13 protein-coding genes are annotated in these 14,755 nt (G+C 68.9%); 5 read left to right on the top strand and 8 right to left on the bottom strand.

The window, feature by feature from the left end; translation table 11 throughout:
• Positions 1 to 775: 775 nt before the first annotated feature.
• Together GV001_RS03335 and GV001_RS03330 are read right to left on the bottom strand one after the other, a co-directional pair.
• A complete protein-coding gene (locus tag GV001_RS03335; RefSeq protein ID WP_160078115.1) occupies positions 776 to 1,294 on the bottom strand; it encodes a glycine cleavage system protein R in 519 nt (172 codons plus the stop codon).
• 33 nt (positions 1,295 to 1,327) lie between these two features.
• Positions 1,328 to 1,786 (bottom strand): N-acetyltransferase, encoded by a 459-nt coding sequence (locus tag GV001_RS03330; protein WP_160078113.1) that lies wholly within the window; start codon positions 1,784 to 1,786, stop codon positions 1,328 to 1,330.
• 175 nt (positions 1,787 to 1,961) lie between these two features.
• On the opposite strand from GV001_RS03330, the gene GV001_RS03325 reads away from it, so the two are divergent.
• Positions 1,962 to 4,139 (top strand): malate synthase G, encoded by a 2,178-nt coding sequence (locus GV001_RS03325; protein WP_160078111.1) that lies wholly within the window; start codon positions 1,962 to 1,964, stop codon positions 4,137 to 4,139.
• Between the two features lie 104 nt (positions 4,140 to 4,243).
• Here GV001_RS03325 and GV001_RS03320 read toward each other — a convergent pair whose 3' ends face one another.
• A complete protein-coding gene (locus GV001_RS03320) occupies positions 4,244 to 5,305 on the bottom strand; it encodes a nitronate monooxygenase family protein (protein WP_160078109.1) in 1,062 nt (353 codons plus the stop codon).
• Between the two features lie 111 nt (positions 5,306 to 5,416).
• On the opposite strand from GV001_RS03320, the gene GV001_RS03315 reads away from it, so the two are divergent.
• The 4 genes from GV001_RS03315 to GV001_RS03300 all read left to right on the top strand — a co-directional run bounded on the left by GV001_RS03315 (position 5,417) and on the right by GV001_RS03300 (position 9,867).
• Positions 5,417 to 6,298 carry a LysR substrate-binding domain-containing protein gene (locus GV001_RS03315; protein ID WP_160078107.1) on the top strand — a complete coding sequence of 294 codons (882 nt, stop codon included), beginning with the start codon at positions 5,417 to 5,419 and terminating at the stop codon, positions 6,296 to 6,298.
• A gap of 216 nt (positions 6,299 to 6,514) precedes the next feature.
• Positions 6,515 to 8,443 (top strand): DUF294 nucleotidyltransferase-like domain-containing protein, encoded by a 1,929-nt coding sequence (locus tag GV001_RS03310; protein WP_160078105.1) that lies wholly within the window; start codon positions 6,515 to 6,517, stop codon positions 8,441 to 8,443.
• On the top strand, positions 8,440 to 9,147 hold the full coding sequence (locus tag GV001_RS03305; protein ID WP_160078103.1) for a PolC-type DNA polymerase III: 708 nt from the start codon (positions 8,440 to 8,442) through the stop codon (positions 9,145 to 9,147). The genes GV001_RS03310 and GV001_RS03305 overlap by 4 nt, the downstream gene beginning before the upstream one ends.
• Positions 9,148 to 9,243: 96 nt before the next feature.
• A complete protein-coding gene (locus GV001_RS03300; RefSeq protein WP_160078101.1) occupies positions 9,244 to 9,867 on the top strand; it encodes a glutathione S-transferase in 624 nt (207 codons plus the stop codon).
• Positions 9,868 to 10,103: 236 nt separating this feature from the next.
• Here GV001_RS03300 and GV001_RS03295 read toward each other — a convergent pair whose 3' ends face one another.
• The 5 genes from GV001_RS03295 to creB form a co-directional block, all read right to left on the bottom strand.
• Positions 10,104 to 10,409, bottom strand: a complete 306-nt coding sequence (locus GV001_RS03295) for a hypothetical protein (protein ID WP_372238503.1) — start codon at positions 10,407 to 10,409, stop codon at positions 10,104 to 10,106.
• A gap of 42 nt (positions 10,410 to 10,451) precedes the next feature.
• Positions 10,452 to 11,801 carry a cell envelope integrity protein CreD gene (gene creD / locus GV001_RS03290; protein WP_160078099.1) on the bottom strand — a complete coding sequence of 450 codons (1,350 nt, stop codon included), beginning with the start codon at positions 11,799 to 11,801 and terminating at the stop codon, positions 10,452 to 10,454.
• 196 nt (positions 11,802 to 11,997) lie between these two features.
• Positions 11,998 to 12,432, bottom strand: coding sequence for a CBS domain-containing protein (locus GV001_RS03285; RefSeq protein ID WP_160078097.1), 435 nt, complete (start codon positions 12,430 to 12,432; stop codon positions 11,998 to 12,000).
• 106 nt (positions 12,433 to 12,538) lie between these two features.
• The gene (gene creC, locus GV001_RS03280) at positions 12,539 to 13,963 is read right to left on the bottom strand and encodes a two-component system sensor histidine kinase CreC (protein ID WP_160078095.1); all 1,425 of its coding nucleotides are present in this window, start codon (positions 13,961 to 13,963) and stop codon (positions 12,539 to 12,541) included.
• Complete coding sequence (creB, locus tag GV001_RS03275) at positions 13,963 to 14,643, bottom strand: two-component system response regulator CreB (RefSeq protein ID WP_160078093.1); 681 nt, start codon at positions 14,641 to 14,643, stop codon at positions 13,963 to 13,965. The genes creC and creB overlap by 1 nt, the downstream gene beginning before the upstream one ends.
• Positions 14,644 to 14,755: the final 112 nt, after the last annotated feature.

The following is a 14,755-nucleotide window of genomic DNA, read 5'->3' as shown; positions in this document are numbered from 1 at the left end:
CAAACCCTGCAGCTGTACAGAAATCGACCAGCCCGCCACAGGCCGCGCCACGCCTGGCGCGCAGCCGCCCATCCCGAGCTTATCCACAGAAGCATCCCCGGCGTTTGTGCACAAGCCGTTGAATCTGCTCGTTTTTCAACCGATCCCCGGCAGCCCTGGCGAGACTAGGGCGGGCAAGGCGACTCCCCAGCTTATCCACAGCTCTTTCCCCACGGATCGGGGATATCCACCGCCCCGCCAGCCGCAGCCCCGGCCAGCCCAGTCGAGCGGACGCGCGCGGACATGGCCATCAAGCCCCCTGCACAGAAATCAACCAGCGGCCGCCAGGTCATGCCAGCCGGGGCCTGGCGGCAGCTGCCCCGAGCTTATCCACAGAAGCATCCCCGACCTTTGTGCACAAGGCGCGGCGCCCTGGTTGTTTTCTGAGCACAACCGGCCAGGCCAGGCTGGCCGTGGCCTGGCGCACTGGCCTCCCAGCTTGTACACAGAATCATCCACGGCTTTCGGGGATATCCGCCGCCTGGCAGGTGCCTGTGCCGGCTGCCCGCGCGCCAGCCGGCGCTTGCGCAGAAATCAGCCAATCGGCGCCAGGCCACGGTGCTCCTGGCCTGGCGCCAGGCATCCCGAGCTTATCCACAGAAGCATCCCCGCGCTTTGTGCACAACCGGCGAAAACTGTCGGTTTTTTAGCCAACCAAGCAAAAGCCCCGGGGCACTAGCCAGTGCGCCGGGGCTCCCCAGTTTATCCACAGCACCATCCCCGTGATCCGGGGATATCAGGTCTCGGTGCGCAGGTTCAGCTCCACCATCAGGTCGTCGGCGAGGTTTTCCAGCTTGTCGCGCAACAGGTCGAGGGACAGCGTCAGCGGCACCGCCAACAGCGCTTCGGCGTGGAACAGCGGCTCGCTGCTCATCGGCGCCGGCTTGACCTCGGTGGTCAGGCTTTCCAGGTTGACGCCCTGCTCGGCGAGCAGGCGGGTGATGTCGCGGACGATGCCGGGGCGATCATTGCCGACCAGATCGAGCAGGATCGGCTTCCAGGTGCAGGACGGCTCGATGCCGCTTTCCGCCAGCAGCACGCGAATGCCGTAGGTGCCGAGGCCCTGCAGGCCCTCGACCAGTTCGTCATAGCCTTCCGCCGGCACGGCCACCCGCAGGATCCCGGCGAACTGCCCGGCCATGCGCGACATGCGGCTCTCCAGCCAGTTGCCGCCGTGGGCGGCGATGCACTGGGCGATGCGTTCGACCAGGCCCGGCTGGTCCGGGGCGATTACGGTGAGTACCAGATGATCCATGGCAAGCCTCTTCGTCATTGTCTGGGATATAGCTCAAACACCCTGGCCAGGCAGGCCCAGCCAGTAGGTATAGAACAGCTCGTCGCGCACGTAGCCGAGTTTCTCGTAGAGCGCCTGGCCGGCCAGGTTGGTTTTCGCCGTTTCCAGTTGCAGGCCGCAGGCTCCGTTCGCCTCGGCGTGGGCCCGGGCGGCCTGCATCAACGCCTCGGCCACGCCCCGGCGGCGCGCCTGCGGGGCCACGTAGAGATCGCTGAGCAGCCAGGCCGGCGCCATGCTCAGCGAGGCGAACAGCGGATAGAGCTGGACGAAACCCTGCGCCGCGCCCTGCTCGTCGCGGGCGATGAACAGCGTCGAGTCGCCCTGCTGCAGGCGCCCGCCGAGAAACTTGGCGATCTCGCCCGGCGCCCGCGGCACCTGGTAGAACTGCAGATAGGCGCCGAACAGGCCGACCAGCTCATCCAGATCATTGACTCCAGCACGCACGACAGTCATCGGCCTCTCCCCTCCTTGATTGATGTCCGCAGTATAGACGCGGGCCGCAGCCGCCCGGCAGGCGCTGACAGGCTGTGACTGATTTTTTCCCGCGAGTCATGTAGTATCCGCCAACTCTTACTACATGGCCGTCCGGCCCGGATTTAGAGCTGTCTGGAATCAAGTGAGGCAAGCAATGACTGAGCGCGTTCAAGTCGGTGGCCTGCAGGTCGCCAAAGCCCTTTACGACTTCATCAACCATGAAGCCATTCCCGGTACCGGCATCGCTGCCGACACGTTCTGGGCGGGTGCCGAAGCCGTGATCAACGATCTGGCCCCGAAAAACCGCGCCCTGCTGGCCAAGCGTGACGACTTCCAGGCCAAGATCGACGCCTGGCACCAGGGCCGTGCCGGCCAGGCGCATGACGCCGCCGCGTACAAGGCCTTCCTCCAGGAAATCGGCTACCTGCTGCCGGAGCCGGCTGACTTCCAGGCCACCACGCAGAACGTCGACGAAGAAATCGCCCGCCTGGCCGGCCCGCAGCTGGTGGTACCGGTGATGAACGCGCGTTTCGCCCTGAACGCCTCCAACGCCCGCTGGGGCTCGCTGTACGACGCGCTGTACGGCACCGACGTGATCAGCGAAGAAAACGGCGCCGAGAAAGGCAAGGGCTACAACAAGGTCCGTGGCGACAAGGTCATCGCCTTCGCCCGCGCCTTCCTCGATGAAGCCGCCCCGCTGGAAGGCGCTTCCCACGTCGACGCCACCGCCTACACCGTGAGCAACGGCCAACTGGCCGTGAGCCTGAAAAACGGCAGCAGCACCGGCCTGAAGAACGCCGCCCAGTTCATCGCCTTCCAGGGCGAAGCGAGCGCGCCGAAAGCCGTGCTGCTCAAGCACAACGGCCTGCACTTCGAGATCCAGATCGACGCCAACAGCCCGGTCGGCCAGACCGATGCCGCCGGCGTCAAGGACGTGCTGATGGAAGCCGCCCTGACCACCATCATGGACTGCGAAGACTCGGTCGCCGCCGTCGATGCCGATGACAAGGTCATCGTCTACCGCAACTGGCTGGGCCTGATGAAGGGCGACCTGGCCGAAGAAGTCAGCAAGGGCGGCCAGACCTTCACCCGCACCATGAACCCGGACCGCGTCTACACCAAGGCCGACGGCTCCGAGCTGACCCTGCACGGCCGCAGCCTGCTGTTCGTGCGCAACGTCGGTCACCTGATGACCAACCCGGCGATCCTCGATGCCCAGGGCAACGAGATTCCGGAAGGCATCCAGGACGCCCTGTTCACCAGCCTGATCGCCGTGCACAACCTGAACGGCAACACCAGCCGCAAGAACACCCGCACCGGCAGCGTGTACATCGTTAAGCCGAAAATGCACGGCCCGGAAGAAGTCGCCTTCACCACCGAGATTTTCGGTCGCGTCGAAGACGTCCTCGGCCTGCCGCGCAACACCCTGAAAGTCGGCATCATGGACGAAGAGCGCCGCACCACCGTCAACCTCAAGGCGTGCATCAAGGCCGCCAGCGAGCGCGTGGTGTTCATCAACACCGGCTTCCTCGACCGTACCGGTGACGAAATCCACACCTCCATGGAGGCCGGCGCCGTCGTGCGCAAGGCCGCCATGAAGAGCGAGAAGTGGATCGCCGCCTATGAGAACTGGAACGTCGACATCGGCCTGGAAACCGGCCTGCAAGGTCGCGCCCAGATCGGCAAAGGCATGTGGGCCATGCCCGACCTGATGGCCGGCATGCTCGAGCAGAAGATCGCCCACCCGCTGGCCGGTGCCAACACCGCCTGGGTACCGTCGCCGACCGCCGCCGCGCTGCACGCCCTGCACTACCACAAGGTCGACGTGTTCGCCCGCCAGGCCGAACTGGCCAAGCGCGAGCGCGCCTCCATCGACGACATCCTGAGCATCCCGCTGGCCAAGGACACCAACTGGTCTGCCGAGGAAATCCAGAACGAACTGGACAACAACTCCCAGGGCATCCTCGGTTACGTGGTGCGCTGGATCGACCAGGGCGTCGGCTGCTCCAAGGTGCCGGACATCAACGACGTCGGCCTGATGGAAGACCGCGCCACCCTGCGCATCTCCAGCCAGCTGCTGGCCAACTGGCTGCGCCACGGCATCGTCACTGAAGAGCAGATCGTCGCCAGCCTCAAGCGCATGGCCCCGGTGGTTGACCGGCAGAACGCCGCCGACCCGCTGTACCGCCCACTGGCGCCGAACTTCGACAGCAACATCGCCTTCCAGGCTGCCCTGGAACTGGTGGTCGAAGGCACCAAGCAGCCGAACGGCTACACCGAGCCGGTGCTGCACCGCCGCCGCCGCGAGTTCAAGGCCGCCAACGGCCTGTAATTCGCCGCAGCAGTGAAAGAACCGCCCTCCGGGGCGGTTTTTTTATCGGCGCAGGAACTGCGGCAGCGAACCACTCCCAACGTCCCGCGGCGGACAGCACTGCCTCACGCCCCGGCGCGCAGCTCCGCCACCAGCACGGCCAGCAGCTCGGCCGCCGGCAGTTCGCGGGCCAGCGGCGCGCCCTGGCCGGCCCACTGGGCGGCGAAGTCGTGGCAGCCCTGGGCTGCGGCGACGGCCTGCAGCGCCTTGGTCGCGTCGTAGGTGTAGGGGTAGCCGGGCAAGGCCGGCGCACCGGCGCCACCGACCTCGCTGAAGATGCGGTTGGGCAGGCCGCGCGCCGGGCGCCCGGACATGGCCGTGGTGATCTGCGTGCGGTAGGCCCGCTCGCCCTTCAGCGCCGCGCGGTAGGCGGCGTTGGCCGCGGACTCCGGGCACAGGATGAAGGCCGTGCCCATCTGCACCGCCGTGGCGCCGAGGGCCAGGGCGGCCCGGATCCCGGCGCCGTCCATGATGCCGCCGGCGGCGATCACCGGCAGCGCAGCCTGCTGCACCAGCAGGCGCACCAGGGCCAGGGTGCCGAGGCCCGGGTCGCCCTGCTCCGGCAGGAACAGGCCGCGGTGGCCGCCGGCCTCGACGCCCTGCGCCACCAGCCCGTCGACCCCCGCCGCCTGCGCCAGCTCGGCCTCGGCCAGGCTGGTGACGCAGGCCAGCACGCGAATCCCGGCCTGCTGCAAGGCGGCGATCCAGGCCGCCTCGGGCAGGCCGAAGTGAAAGCTGACCAGCGCCGGGCGCTCCTCCAGCAGCATGGCCTGCATGGCCGGATCGGCGACGAAGCTTGGGTAGATGTCGCGCAATTCGCCCGGCGGCGTGGCGCCGAATTCGGCGAAGAAGGGCCGCAGGTGCTCCAGCCAGCGGGCCTGCGCCGCCGGGCTGCTGGCCATCGGCCGGTGGCAGAACAGGTTGACGTTGAACGATTTGGCAGTCAGCGCGCGGACCGCGGCGATCTGCGCGCGGGCCTGTTCCACCGTGCTGGCCGCCACGCTGATCGAGCCCAGTCCGCCGCCATTCGACACGGCGGCCGCCAGTTGCGGGGTGGACACGCCCAGCATCGGCGCCTGGATGATCGGCTGCTCGATACCGAGCCACTGGGTGACGGACTGTTGCATGGGCTTGCTCCCTGGCGGCGGAGGCCGCGGCGGCCTCCAGGCTTGACCATCAAATCTCTAAAAGAGATGCTTGATAAAACATTATTCTTTTTTAGAGATTAATAGAAGCCCATGGATCTCTCGACGCTGAGCATCTTCCGCACGGTCGCCCTGGAGCAGAGCATCACCCGCGCCGCCCAGCGCCTGCAGCGCGTGCAGTCCAACGTGACCACGCGCATCCGCCAGCTGGAGGACGACCTCGGCGTGGCGCTGTTCCTGCGCGAAGGCAAGCGCATGACCCTGACCGAGCAGGGCCATGCGTTTCTCGCCTACGCCGAGCAGCTGCTGGCCCTGGCCGACGAAGCCCGCCAGGCCATGCACCCGCAGCAGCCGAGCGGCAGCCTGCGCCTGGGCAGCATGGAAAGCAGCGCGGCCAGCCGCCTGCCGGCCCCGCTGGCGCAGTTCCACCGCGAGTACCCGCAGGTCAGCCTGGAAGTCAGCACCGCGGCCAGCCAGCCGCTGCTCGACGGGGTGCTGGCGCGGCGCCTGGATTGCGCGCTGATCGCCCAGCCGCGCACCTTCGCCGCCGGGCAGTGGCACGCCGAGGCGCTGCCCGCCGGGCTGGAGGCCGAGGCGGTGTTTGCCGAGGAGCTGCTGCTGGTGCTGCCGGTCGCCCAGCCGCCCGTGCGCGGCCCGCAGGATGTGCGCCTGCGCACCCTGGCCGGCTTCGGCCTGGGCTGCAGCTACCGGCAGATCGCCCAGAGCTGGCTGAACAGCGCCGGGCCGGCCGTGCGCGTGCAGGAAGTCGGCTCCTACCACGCGATTCTCGCCTGCGTGGCCGCCGGCGCCTGCGTCGGCGTCCTGCCGCGCTCGCTGCTCGAACTGCTGCGCGAGCCGCCGGCGCTGCAGTGCGTGCCGCTGCTGAGCCTGGACACCCTGCTGGTCTGGCGCAGCGGCTACCGCAGCGCCGCCTTCGAGCACTGGCGCCGCCTGCTGCACAGCGCCCGGGCATGAGCCGCGCCGCGCTGGCCGCCGCCCTCGGCCTGGGCGCCACCCTGTGCCTGCTCGTCGCGCAGGGCCGAGGCCGGGTGCTGGAAGAACCCGCCTGAGGCGCCGCGGCGACCGGCCCACGCCGTTCGGCGCTTCGGTCGCCCCTGCGACCTAGGTCCAATTGGCGGCGCGCCCCGCATGGTCGATGATGCTTGCATCACCGCCACCAGGGCAGCCCGCATGCAGTCCAAGGAAAGCAGCGCCGCCGGCAAGACCGCCGTGCTGCAGAACATCCACGGCACCATGGAGTTCCTGCGCAAGTACCCGCCGTTCAACCAGATGGACAGCGCCCAGCTGGCCTACCTGGTCGAGCACTGCCAGCTGCGCTTCTACGGCGCCGGCGAGAGCATCATCAAGCCGGCCGACGGCCCGGTGCAGCACTTCTACATCGTCAAGCAGGGCCTGGTGGTCGGCGAGCGCCCGCACTCGGCCAAGCGCGGCAGCGAGACCACCTTCGAGATCGCCAGCGGCGAGTGCTTCCCGCTGGCCGCCCTGCTCGGCGAACGCGCCACCCGCACCGAACACCTGGCCGGCGAGGACACCTTCTGCCTGCTGCTGGGCAAGGAGGCCTTCGTCCGCCTGTTCAGCCAGTGCGCGCCGTTTCGCGACTTCGCCCTGCGCGGGGTGAGCAGCCTGCTCGACCAGGTCAACCAGCAGGTGCAGCTGCGCGCCGCGGAAAGCCTCGGCGCGCAGTATTCGCTGGACACCTCGCTGCGCGAACTGGCCATGCAGCAGCCGGTCGGCTGCAGTGCTGAAACGCCGCTGCGCGAGGCGGTGCGGCGCATGCACGAGCAGCATGTCGGCAGCATCGTCATCACCGATGAAGGCAACCGCCCGCTGGGCATCTTCACCCTGCGCGACCTGCGCCGGGTGGTCGCCGACGGCAGCTCGCTGGAGCAGCCGATCAGCGCGCTGATGACGCAGAAGCCCTTCCATCTGCCGCCCCAGGCCAGCGCCTTCGACGCCGCCCTGGCGATGACCGAGCGGCATATCGCCCACGTCTGCCTGGTCGAGCACGGCCAGCTGGTCGGCGTGGTCTCCGAGCGCGACCTGTTCTCCCTGCAACGGGTCGACCTGGTGCACCTGGCCCGCACCATCCGCCATGCCGGCAAGGTCGAGACGCTGGCCGCCCTGCGCAGCGACATCCGCCTGCTGGTCGAGCGCATGCTGGCCCACGGCGCCAGCTCGACGCAGATCACCCAGCTGGTCACCCTGCTCAACGACCACACCGTGTGCCGGGTGATCGAGCTGTGCATCGAGGAACTCGGCGACCCCGGCGTGCCGTTCAGCTGGCTGTGCTTCGGCAGCGAAGGGCGCCGCGAGCAGACCCTGCACACCGACCAGGACAACGGCATCCTGTTCGACGCCGAAAGCAGCCAGGAGGCCGAGGCCATCCGCCAGCGCCTGCTGCCCCTGGCCCGGCGCATCAACCAGCAGCTGGCGCAGTGCGGCTTCAGCCTGTGCCCCGGCAACATCATGGCCGGCAACCCCGAGCTGTGCCTGTCGCGCAGCGAGTGGGCGCGGCGCTTCAGCAGCTTCGTGCGCGAGGCCAGCCCGGAGAACCTGCTCGGTTCCAGCATCTACTTCGACCTGCGCGTGGTCTGGGGCGACGAGGAAGGCGGCGAGCAACTGCGCGAGCAGCTGTTCGCCGAGATCCGCGATAACAGCCTGTTCCAGCGCATGCTGGCGGCCAACGCCCTGCAGCACCGGCCGCCGGTGGGGCGCTTCCGCGACTTCGTGGTGGCGCGCAAGGGCGCCGAGAAGGACACCCTCGACCTCAAGACCGAGGGCCTCACGCCCTTCGTCGACGGCGCCCGCCTGCTCGCCCTGGCCCATGGCGTGGCCGACTGCAACACCCTGCGGCGCTTCGCCGAGCTGGTCGAGCACGGGGTGATCGACGCCCTCGACGGCGCCGCCTATGAGGAGGCCTACCACTTCATCCAGCAGACCCGCCTGCAGCTGCACCAGCAGCAGGCGCTGCAGGGCCTGGCGTTTTCCAACCGCCTCGACCCGGACAGCCTCAACCAGCTGGACCGGCGCATCCTGCGCGAGTCCTTTCGCCAGGCCCAGCGCCTGCAAGCCAGCCTGACGCTACGCTACCAGCTATGAGCATCTTCAACTGGATCCGCCGCGACCTCCCGCAACTGAGCGATGCCCAGCGGCAGCGCCTGGCCGCGCTGCCGGCAGCGGCGGCCCTGGACAACAAGCCGCTGCAGCAGCAGCGCCTGGTGGTGCTCGACCTGGAGACCAGCGGCCTCAACCTGCAGCGCGACCAGCTGCTGGCGATCGGCGCGGTGGTGATCGAAGGCGGCGCCATCGACTTCAGCCAGCAGTTCGAATGCACCCTGCACCGCGCCGGGCACAAGGCCAGCGCCAGCACCCTGATCCACGGCATCGCGCCCAGCGCCATCGCCGCCGGGACCGATCCGGTCGAGGCGCTGCTGGCCTTCATGGAGTTCCTCGGCGACAGCCCGCTGCTGGCCTTCCACGCCGGCTTCGACCAGCACATGCTGGCCCGTGCCCTGCGCGAGAGCCTCGGCTACCGCCTGCGCCACACCTTCCTCGATGTCGCCGAGCTGGCACCGCTGCTGTGCCCGCAGCTGACCCTGCGCCGCGCCGGGCTGGACGACTGGCTGGCGCACTTCCACCTGCAGGCCGCCGAACGCCACAACGCCAGCGCCGACGCCCTGGCCACCGCCGAACTGGCGCTGATCCTGTTCAGCAAGGCGCGCCAGCAGCAGCTCGACAGCCTGGCCGCCCTCGACCAGCGCCTGCAGGGCTGGCGCCGCCGCCAGCGCATGCCGGCACTCTAGCGTCCCGCGCCGGGCGCGCCGGCTGGCGGCAAAGCGTTTGCATTGCCCGGCACGAGCTGAGAGGCTCATGACTACCGCCCGCCCAAGGAGCCGACCATGAGTACCATGACCCTGTTCCACTCACCCACCTCGCCCTTCGTGCGCAAGGTCCTGGTGCTGCTGCACGAGACCGGCCAGACCGACCGCGTGGCCCTGCAGCCGGCCCAGCTCAGCCCGCTCAGCCCGGATGCCGGGGTGCTCGAAAGCAACCCGGCCGGCAAGATTCCCGCCCTGCGCCTGGCCGACGGCACGGTGCTGCACGACAGCCGGGTGATCCTCGACTACCTCGACCAGCAGCATGTCGGCGACCCGCTGATTCCGCCCGCCGGCCACGCCCGCTGGCGGCGCCTGACCCTGGCCTCGCTGGCCGATGCGATACTCGATGCCGCCGTGCTGATCCGCTACGAGACCTTCCTGCGCCCGGCGGACAAGCGCTGGGATGCCTGGACTGCCGCGCAGCAGGAGAAGATCGAGCGGGCCCTGGCCAGCTTCGAGCGGGAGGCCATCGCCGAACTGAGCAGCCACTTCGACATCGCCGCCCTCAGCCTGGCCTGCGCCCTCGGCTACCTCGACCTGCGCCAGCCCGAGCTGGGCTGGCGCCAGCGCTACCCGGGGCTGGCCGCCTGGTACGCCGACGTCAGCCAGCGCCCGTCGATGCGGGCGACCGAGCCGGTGGCCTGAGAACCCGGTCACGATCTGCTGCGCGTCGGCTAAACGGCGTTGAAACGACCTCGGAGTGCTCATTTACAGCTCGTAAACTCCGCTTCCTCGGCCGCTTCCGCCACCGTTTATCTCTAGCTCGCGAGATCGTGAACAGGTTCTGAGCGCGGGGGCGCGCCCCGCAGCGAACAACCGGGCGATGCGCCGCGCCAGCAGGTGCCCCTGGCGCGCGTCCTCGCGCAGGCCGACATGGCCGCTCATCGCACGTACCACAGGCGGAAGAAGCCGGCGCCCAGCAGCAGGGCGACCTGGGCCAGGCCCGCGCACAGCTGCAGGAAGGACTGCACCTGGGCATTGGCGGCGGCATCCGGAACTCCGGTCAGTTCGTTCCAGAAGGTCTCCGGCACCAGCGCCAGGGCCAGGCTGGCCATGGGCTTGCCGCTCAGGTCGAGACCGTGGATCAGGTCGAACTGGCCGAAGAACATCAGGCCGATCAGGAGTACCCCGGCCACCACCAGGCCGAGGGCGAAACAGGCGGAAAACTGCAGCATCAGGCGAATCATCTAAGGCTCCTCGGGGCGCGGCCGGGGCCGCGCCCGCAGTGATCAGGCCGGGGTAACGGAAGGGGTCTTGCCGATGCCGTACCAGTCCAGCTTGCGGGTCAGCACCATCACGCTGGCGAGCAGGCCGAAGACCAGCAGCGAACCCATCAGCAGGGCGTAGTCCTCGGCGTTGAGCAGGGCGTAGAGCATCGCGTACAGCGCCGCCAGGCCGGCGGTGAAACCGGCGCCGCGCAGCCAGCTGTGCAGCACGTGGCTGACGTAGAAGCCGATCAGCAGCACGCAGGCCGCGGCGGCCAGGGCGTAGGCCCGGGCGAAGTCCATGTGCTCGGCCAGCGACAGCAGCAACAGGTAGAAGAACGCCAGCGACAGGCCGACCAGGCCGTACTGCACCGGGTGCACGGCCAGGCGCTTGAGCACCTCGAAGAGGAAGAAGCCGGCGAAGGTCAGGGCGATGAACAGCAGGGCGTACTTGATCGCCCGGTCGCTCTTCAGGTACTGGTCCACCGGGTCGACGAAGCTGACGCCGAAATGACGCGCCTGGAAGTCCCGGCATTCGCCTTGGCCGACGCAGTCGGCGAGGGCCTCTTCCAGGTTGGTGGCGAAGAAGCTGGTCTGCCAGCTCGCGCTGAAGCCGTCCTTACGGATCTCGCGCTCGCTCGGCAGGTATTCGCCGACGAAGCTCGGGTGCGGCCAGTCGGCCTTGAGCTCGACCCGGCTCTCGCGCCCGACCGGGGTCACGTCGAGCTGGCCGGTGCCCTGCAGCAGCAGGTCGAAGGCGTATTCCAGGCGCTGCGCCTTGGCCGGGTCGAGGGCCGGCAGCGGCGCATGCACCCCGGCGCCGAGCAGGCTGTCGGCGCTGCCCGGCTGGAAGGCCAGGGTCTGGCCGCCCGCCTGCAGCTTGAGGTCGTTCTTGATGCCGCGGATATCGCTGATGCCGACGGCGAGGAACGGCGCCTCGAAGCGGTAGTCGGCGAAGTCTTCGCTGATGCCGAACTGCGCCGGCAGCTCGAAGTGGCCACTGATGCGATTGTTGCTGTGGTACAGGCGGGCCTGGTAGATGCCGCGGGCACGCAGCTCGGTGGTGACCTCGCCGCCCATGACGAAGCGCTCGGGCAGGAAGTACAGGCGCCCGCGTTCCTCACGTTCCTCCAGGTAGCGCTGGCCGGTCTTGGCGTGGGTCTTCCACTCGCGCAGGGTCTTGCGGTACGGCTGCACCAGCAGCGGGCCGGTCAGTTGCTGGTTGTAGCTGGAACTGCGCGCGATGTCCTGCAGCACCTCGTCGCGCAGGCCCTGACGCTCCTCGATCATGCCGTCGATCATGACGATGGGGATCATCAGCAGGATGATCAGCAGGGCGATCAGCCCCAGCTTGATGGCAAGGCTTCGGTTCATGGCGGGACTCTCCGTGGGGTGAATGTGGAGGAGAGTCTGCGGCGGGTCAGTGGGGCGAAAATGCGGGTTATATGGAGAGCAGATGGAGTTTGTGTGGGGCCGCGGTTCTCCGTAGGGTGCGCCGCGCGCACCATCGGCAACATGCGGGCTTGCCGGTGCGCGCGGCGCACCCTACGGGAGAGGCTGAAGGTGGCGGTCACTCGCCGCGGATGTACTGCTCCAGCTGCTGGATCAGGCTGGCCTGCTCGGCGATGGTCTGCTTGACCAGGTCGCCGATCGACAGCAGGCCGATCAGCTCGCCCTCGGCCAGTACCGGCAGGTGGCGCAGGTGGCGGTCGGTCATCAGCTGCATGCACTGCTGGGTGGTGTGCCGCGGGCCGACGGTGATCACATCGGCGGTCATGATCTCGCGTACCTTGGCGCTGAAGGCCGAGCGCTCCAGCAGCGCCACCTTGCGCGCATAGTCGCGCTCGCTGACGATCCCGGCCAGGCGGCCGTTCTCCAGCACCACCAGGGCGCCGATGCCCTTCTCCGCCATCAGTTGCATGGCGGCGAGCACCGAGTCGTCGGGCGCGACGCTGTAGACGAGGGCATGCGGCTTGGATCTGAGGATTTCGGCAACGGATTTCATGCAGTTCGTGCTCCCTGGGTTTTAGCTAAATGTTGTAGCAGAGCCGGCGCCATTCCACGACCCCCGCCCGCCGCCGACTCGCCGACTCGCCGAACGACCCGGCCGGCTAGGCCGGCGGCAGCAGCAGGCTCACGACCACCCCGCCGTCGACATTGCCGACGTGCAATTGGCCGTCGTGCAGCTGGGCCACTTCCTGCACGAAATTCAGCCCCAGGCCGGTGCTCTTGCGCCCGCTGGCCGGGCGCGGCAACGAGTAGAAACGCTCGGTCAGGCGCGTCAGCGCGTACTCGGGAATGGCAGGACCCTGGTTGTACAGGCGCAGCGCCAGGCGGCCGTCCTGCAGCTCGGCGCTGAACTGCAGCAGGCCGCCGGGCGGGGTGAAGTCGAGGGCGTTCTCCAGCAGGTTGGCGATGGCCTGGCGCAGCAGGAAACGCTCGCCGCTGACCGCCAGCCCGGCGGCGATGCGGTTGTCCGTCTGCAGGCCGGCCGCCTCGATGCGCGCCGCCTGGCCGCGCAGCAGCTCCTCGACCAGCTCGCGCAGGGCCACCGGCACGCGCTCCTCCAGGCCCTGGCGCTGTTCGACCAGGGCCAGGTTGAGCAGGCGCTCGATCAGTTGCTGCAGGCGTGCGCCCTCGCTGGCGATATTGGCCACGAACCGCTGGCGCTGCTCGGCCGGCATCTCGCCTTCGAGCAGCTCGGCGGCGCCGCGGATGGCCGCCAGCGGGCTCTTCAGCTCGTGGGTCAGGGTGTGCACGTACTGTTCGACATAGGCCTTGCCCTCCAGCTCGGTGCGCATCTTCTGCACCGCGCTGGCCAGCTGGGTCAGTTCGCCGCCGCGCAGGGCCGGCAGCTCGGCGCGCTGGCCCTGGCTGACCGCCTGGGCGTAGCGGGTGAGCTTGCGCAGCGAGCCGCTGAGCCACCAGGACAGCAGCCCGCCGATCAGCAGGCCGAGGCCGATCAGGCCGGCGCCGAGCCAGCCGAGGCGGCGCTGGGAGCGCTCGATATAGGGCTGCAGCGACTTGTTCGGCTTGGCCACCGAGACCACGCCGATGATCCGCTGGCCATCCCTGATCGGCGCGGCCACGTACATCACCGAGCTGTCCTCGTCGGCCGGGTCCTCGCGGGTCGAGCGGGCGCCGTACTGGCCGCGCAGGGTCAGGTAGACATCGTTCCAGCGCGAGTAGTCCTGACCCAGGGCCACCCCGCTGGAGTCGAGCAGGACGATGCCGCGGGCGTCGGTGACATAGATGCGGTGGTTCACCGCGCTCTTCTCCACGCCCCAGATCTGCGCCTGCGGCTGGCGCTGGCCGTAGGCCTTGAGCAGCGCGGGCAGGCGGCTCTGCGCCAGGCTGCCGGCCTTGACCTCGTCGCGCAGGATCTCGGCCAGCAGGTTGGCGGTGTCGACCAGGGTTTCCTCGGTGCTCTGCCGTACCCCGGGGCGGATCTCGTCCATCACCGTGCTCAGCACGAACCAGCCGGCCAGGCCGACGAAGAGGAAATACACCAGGAAGATGCGGACGCCGAGCGGCATCAGACCAGCCTCAGGCTGTAGCCCAGGCCGCGATGGGTCTGGATCGGTTCGGCATCGGCGGCCACCTGGCGCAGCTTGGCGCGCAGGCTCTTGATGTGGCTGTCGATATTGCGCTCGTAGCCGGCATCCGCCGCCACGCCGACGCCATCGAGCAGCTGCTCGCGGGAGAACACCCGCTCCGGCTGGCCGAGCAGGGTCTGCAGCAGGCGGAACTCGTGACGGGTCAGGCCGAGCAACTGGCCGTGGTAGTGGATCTGCACCCGCGTCTCATCCAGCAGGAACGGCCCGCGCGGCGCACTGGCCGGCTCGACGGCGCGCGGTGCCATGCGCTTGAGGATGGCCTTGACCCGCGCCGCCACCTCGCGCGGGCTGAACGGCTTGACCACGTAGTCGTCGGCGCCGATCTCCAGGCCGACCACCCGGTCGATCTCGGCGTCGCGCGCGGTGAGGAAGATCACCGGCACCTCGGAGAAGCGCCGCAGGCGCTTGCAGGCCTCGAAGCCGCTGATGTCGGGCAGGCCGACATCGAGGATCAGCAGATCCGCCGGGCTGCGCTGCTGGAACGCCAGGGCTGCCTCGGCCAGTGGCAGCCAGGTGGTCGCATAGCCTTCGGCCTGCAGGGCATAGATGAGGGTATCGGCGATCGCCGCTTCGTCTTCGACTATCAGGATGTGCGACATGGCGTCCGTGCGGGCAAGGGCTGTTGCCGGCAACGGTGCCGCAGCGCCGCGCACAGGTCAATCCGCCACGCGCTTCAGTCGAAATGCGAACCCTTGCGCGCCGGGAGGCCCG

The sequence above is a fragment of the Pseudomonas sp. 8AS genome (assembly GCF_902506505.1).
Lineage (GTDB): Bacteria > Pseudomonadota > Gammaproteobacteria > Pseudomonadales > Pseudomonadaceae > Aquipseudomonas.
This window is presented reverse-complemented; position numbering and strand designations above follow the sequence as displayed.